We start from the raw sequence: 5220 nt of genomic DNA, 5'->3' as shown, positions 1-5220 counted from the left end.
ATTTGTCGTTTGATGGCTTTGATCCTGCTGATCTGGCCTTCGACCGGACTGGTTGTCCAGGAGGTAGTTATTGCCGCTCGGACCGCATCGATGTCGCGCGCGATGCCGTTGGCGAAGCTCTTGAGCTCGCTGTTGGCTGCTTGCGTGATCCATTCATCGAGCTCGGCGATGTCGCTACCACTGAGAAGGGACACAAACCGCTTCGCTAGATCGGCCGCCGTGGCGAGTTCCGGAGCTTGCGCAAACAGATGGCCGAGGAACAGCCTGGCTTCAGCATCGATCTGATCCGGATCCTGGCTCAAGTACCAAGCACAGCGACGACGCGTGGGAGCTTTCCAGGTCAGGTGTGGTTGTACTGTTCCTCCCGCGTCCGCACGTGCACGCCTGTCCGCGGCCCATCGCGCGACGGTCACCCGACTTCCAGTATACCCCTGTTGCTGAAGCTCTCGCCAAAGCTGCTGGCCCACCTGGCAGCCGGAGGCCCACCGCGCTTCGAGCCACGCCTCGAAGGGACCGATAAGATGTGAAGGTCTGTAAGGACGCGAATGCTCCGGTTCGCCGCCAGCGGCTAGCCAGCGCTGTACAGTGCGTCTGTCGACACCGAGCAGGTGGGCGATCCTGGATGTCGGGCAACCTTGCTCGCGTAGGCGACAGATTTCATCCCAGCGTTCGCGTCGCGCAGCCTTTCGATCCGCCCGCAACTGTGCAAGGCCGGGCGGCGCCGTGGAACTGCCGGTCTTCGGTCTTTGCGCGGACGCCATGATTTGTACGGCGGCGGCTACGTTGTGACGATGGCGGCCGACCGCGTGGCGCAGGGCGTCCCCCAAACTGTTGAGCAGGTGCCAGCGGTCCGCCACCTGCACCGCGTCGGGCGCGCCGCAGCGTGTGCCATCAGCATAAAGTCCCGCACGATCGCGGGCGACGACCTTGATTCCGGGCCAGCGCTTCAGCCAGCGCGCAACACTGTCGGCGTTACGATCGGGAAGTAGGTCAAGCACGCAATTGCGCTCCAGATCGCAGATGATCGTTCCATATCGCTGGCCACGACGCCAAGCCCAATCGTCGATGCCGACAACGGTCGGGGCAACGAAATCCGGCAAGGGAGCCGAGTGAATCATTCGGAGCAAGGTATCGCCACTGACCGGCATAGCCAGTTTGCGCGACAGGCGCGAGCCGGGCTCACCGCCGACCGCAAAGCCGATCGCCAGCTGGCTCTCGCCGAGGCGGGTTGTGCGTCTTGCTTTCGGTCGCACCGTTGCCGGTAGCCGCTCGGTGAATATCCGACGCGGGCATTGCGGATTCGCGCATCGAAACCGTCGCGCGTGAAGCCGGATTTCGACAACCCGCCCCTGCCACGGAAGATCGGCTAAGCGTCGCACGTAGTGGCTGTGGACGCGACCCGTCTGGTAGCCGCAACAGGGACAGAGTGAGACCGCTGACTTCGGCCGAGCCACGAGCACCACCCCGTCGGTCTGGGGAAGAATCTTGACAATCGAAAGCTCGGAGGAAATCAGCGAGCGGAAGGTATGGAGCAAGGCGAATCACGGGCGTCGACTGCGATTCCGACCTTATGCCCTTATTCGAACTGTCCGTGAATCCCGCACCCTGCACCAAATATGCGGAAGAACCCCTGTTTGTCGCGCCATACCACCACCGCCAAAGAGTCAAAATCACTGTGATAGACTACTAGGTTAGGTTCGATAGCCTGAATGTTTGGAGTAGTTGCGGCCATGAAGGCGTCGAGTGCGCGGCCGATTGCGGTGCAAACCGCATCGACGGCTCGCGCGGAAACTCTGCGGAGCAGGTGCTTGAGCTTGGCGAAGACCTGTTCGATCGGGTTCTGGTCGGGCGAGTATTTTGGCAGGAAGAAGAGCTTGGCTATAGCGCAACAATCTGGGTGGGACGCACTGTCACCCTGATTGCCGCGCGGCAGCTTGGCGCACGACCGAACGGATGAGTTGGCGAACGGCTTTGCGACTGTGACTGCCGAGGTTATCCAGGACGCCGGGTCTAAGGACGGGCAGAAGAACCCTCTCGGGTGAGAAAGCTCGCGCCGTCGATCGGCCGATCGATGAACCAGGCTCATAGATTCGGTCATGGCGCAGGGCCGCCAGGAAAGGTCATGGTCTTCCAGCGGCCGGCGGAGCCTTGGCGTGAAGACTGTCTCCGCGCGCGCCCATCCCCCCACAGGGCCTCTGCCGGATCGACTTTGGACTGGTAAACTTCGTTGAGCCGATCTGTCTGCTCGGCTTCAAGATGCTTCATTTCACCAAAAACGAGACAAGGGATTCTGATTGCCGCGTGACGAAAGCAGGTTGTCGCTAGCGCTTGATGCGAGCGCTGATAGGCGAACGCCATCGCGCTAGTCTAGGACCGTTGCAGTATCCCCTCGCGATTGGCTGGCCGCTTCATAGCTCAAGCCCGCGGTCCTCAAGCACCTGGCGCATCAGTGCGCCCTTGATCTCGCGGGCGATCTCCTCACGGATCTGGGCTCCGAACTGCACCTCGGCCTCGCTGTCTCCGGTGAGGTGATGATCGGCGAGCCGTTGCTCAAGGCGGCTCGGCAACTCCTCGTCCATCGCCGCGATGAGTCGGTGCTGCATCTGTGCGTGGGCTTCGGGAGCGATCCGGCTCACCACCATCTCCCAGGGTTGCCAGCGATTTGCCAGATAGTCGGCGAACCCCGCCGCCTCCTCATTTCGCACCCGCGTCTCGGCTGCGGTGAGGTCGTGCTCAGTGACGGCGGCAACATCAAAATACCGCATGTCCGGCGCGATGAGCTGCAGGTCCAGCCGCTCACGTAGCTTGACCTGATAGGCGAGATAGACCTCGATCTCGTCGACGAAGCGGAGCGAGTTGACCTTCTGACGGGCGATCGGCTCGAGCGCGTTGAGGCGAAACAGAACCCGTGCCTGCTGGATGAGTTCACCGAGCCGATCGTCATAGGCGCCGTCCTCGACATCAGCGTTCAGACGTGCGGTCTGCATGCCGTTCCAGGTCAGAGTGATGCGATCCTGGCAGGTCTCGCTCGCCCCGAAAGCCAGCTGAAAAAACTGCTGGCGCAATTGCGGCCTGATCGCTGCCTGCCGCAGATCCTCGGCCACGACCTGCTGGAACTGGGGATTGTCATAATTCACGGTCTTCTGCAGCTTGTCGAGGAAGAGAGCGTATTGCGGGGCGCCCTCCTCGTCGGCGAAGTTCTGCCAGGCGGCGATCGCCTCAGGCTCGCCCTTCAACCAGTCCGCGACCGCCTCGGCCAGCGGCCGTTCCTGGTCCACCGCCGTTCCTCCGCCCATCGAGAAGAAGACGTGCGGGCCGGAATAGCCCGGCGCATTCAGGGCTGCCCCCAAATTCGTCCGCACCCGCTCGGGCAGCCGGTTACTCGCCAACTCAATCCTGCACCCAGAGCCTAGCTGGGTTAGCAGGGTCTCCGGCAGGCTGGTTAGCCGATTGTCGCGTGCTTCGAGCTGCCGGAGTCCCGCCGGAAGAGCATCAGGCAGACTCGTCAGCCCGTTGCTGTTGGCGTAGAGCCGCAGGAGCCCAGGCGGGAGCGTATCGGGCAGGCGGGTCAGCCGATTGCGGCTGGCGTAGAGCCGCACGAGCCCAGGCGGGAGGGTATCGGGCAGACCGGTCAGCCGATTGCTACTGACGTTGAGCAGCCGGAGCCCCGCCGGAAGAGTCTCCGGAAGGCTCCTTAGCCAGTTTTCATTGACGTTGAGATCCCATAGCCCAGCCGGAAGCTTCTCGGGAAGGCTGATCAGCCGATTGCGGCTGACGTCGAGCTGCTGGAGGTCCGCCGGAAGGACGGGGGGCAAGGTTGTCAGGGACAGCGATGACAGATTCAGCGGCAGCGGCGCGGAGTCGTAGGCGTTTTCTTGCCAAGCTCTGATTCGCCTGACCGCCTCGTGCCGGTCCTCGTCCGGCCTGCGACCGAATTCGTCAACCCAAGCGTCCAGGATCTGATCCTGCGACTCCTGGGGAGGAGCGGACGAGCGCTTTCCAGTCAAGGCTTCGACCCACTGCGCTGCGGCCCGGGCGAGACCGCATAGGCACCCCTGCCGGTGGCCTTGCTCGGAAGGAATACCAGCGCCCGACTCGGCCCGCCCTGTGTTCATCAATGCTCGTTCTCCTGTCGCCGTCTAAGGGAATGCGCTGGAAGGAGCGCTGGCCGGTAGTTGTCACCGCGGATGGTAACAAGCTGCTATGAGGTGCTTAGCTGTCGACGAGCTGACGAGTCTCGCAACGATGCGGCGATAGGAACCACGTTGTCTTTCTCGGGAGCTGCGCCGTCAGCGCTCCGCCCCAGCAAAGTTGGCGACCGTCTAACAGAACTTATCGGGCTTCGGCTGCGGCGAAGTAGGTCCGCGGCAGGGACCGTGCGACTGTGAAAAGGTCAACCGGTAAAGTATGGCGCAACGGTCAGGAGGCAGGATCGGCAAAACCAGGTCAGGGATATTTGCATCGAGCACGTGAAGTTGAATTCGGACGTTCCGCGAACGTCCATATGGGGTCAGCAGCATGTGACAGTCGCAGCAAGAGGCCGGACGCATGTCAGCCGCCGACCACGCCTCCGAGCCTTCGAAGGATTCTTCTTGCACCGTACGCTGATAGTGCTTGGCATGGCATGGTCTTTCATCCGGCGCTCCACACACCGATTGTCGAACTTGATTGCCCGGAGGATGGAATTTGGGACGGCGCAGCAAATGTCGCTGCCAGACTAGCCGCCTTCAAATCAAGAAATCGCGGGGGCAGTCTGCGAGCGCCGAGCCATCCTTAGCCTCGGGGTCTTGAGCGACCGAAGCCTGGTCAGTCCAGCACGGCTTCGAGCCATTTGGACCTGCCGGCGCAGTTGCGCCCCACAGGTCAACGTGGCGGCGGAGGACTTACTTCATACATGTCGTCGAATTGGGATGGAAGCATGGCCGCCAGCCGGCCCCCGATGCCCTGATCGGCGCCCTGAATAGAAAGGGGTTGGCTTGCTGCCGACGACATCGATCCCGCGGCGCAAGAAAAGCGGCCTGATGGCGAGCCGTTAACGAGCGGCCCTTTAAGACTCCATGATCATGAGCTGCTTTGCAACAGTGACGTCAGATCCCCGTAGGAGTCGTCGTCGATCCTACACCACCGAACTGGGGCAAAGAACAACAGACCCGCCCCCAAACAACCGACGCCGGGCGAGAAATCTATTCGCGCGCGGCGCGTTCAACGATCACAGCCGTG

Annotated in this window: 3 protein-coding genes; all 3 read right to left on the bottom strand. The window is 62.2% G+C overall.

From position 1 onward, the window contains the following. A partial coding sequence (locus tag AOQ71_RS26040; RefSeq protein WP_083514501.1) for an ISL3 family transposase occupies positions 1-1535 on the bottom strand: 1535 nt, incomplete at its 3' end. A gap of 41 nt (positions 1536-1576) precedes the next feature. After that, positions 1577-2098 (bottom strand): transposase, encoded by a 522-nt coding sequence (locus AOQ71_RS50390; protein WP_057752899.1) that lies wholly within the window; start codon positions 2096-2098, stop codon positions 1577-1579. A gap of 310 nt (positions 2099-2408) precedes the next feature. Beyond that, positions 2409-4115, bottom strand: a complete 1707-nt coding sequence (locus AOQ71_RS26030) for an NEL-type E3 ubiquitin ligase domain-containing protein (protein ID WP_063958307.1) — start codon at positions 4113-4115, stop codon at positions 2409-2411. Between the last annotated feature and the right edge of the window lie 1105 nt (positions 4116-5220).

It is taken from the genome of Bradyrhizobium manausense (assembly GCF_001440035.1).
Taxonomy (GTDB): Bacteria; Pseudomonadota; Alphaproteobacteria; order Rhizobiales; family Xanthobacteraceae; genus Bradyrhizobium; species Bradyrhizobium manausense.
The sequence above is the reverse complement of the archived record's forward strand: the minus strand, read 5'-3'. Positions and strand labels throughout refer to the sequence as shown.

Bases quoted from the DNA above. Each gene is read 5' to 3' on its own strand.
- AOQ71_RS26030 (WP_063958307.1), bottom strand. From the start codon at position 4,115: ATGAACACAGGGCGGGCCGAGTCGGGCGCTGGTATTCCTTCCGAGCAA.
- AOQ71_RS50390 (WP_057752899.1), bottom strand. From the start codon at position 2,098: ATGACCGAATCTATGAGCCTGGTTCATCGATCGGCCGATCGACGGCGC.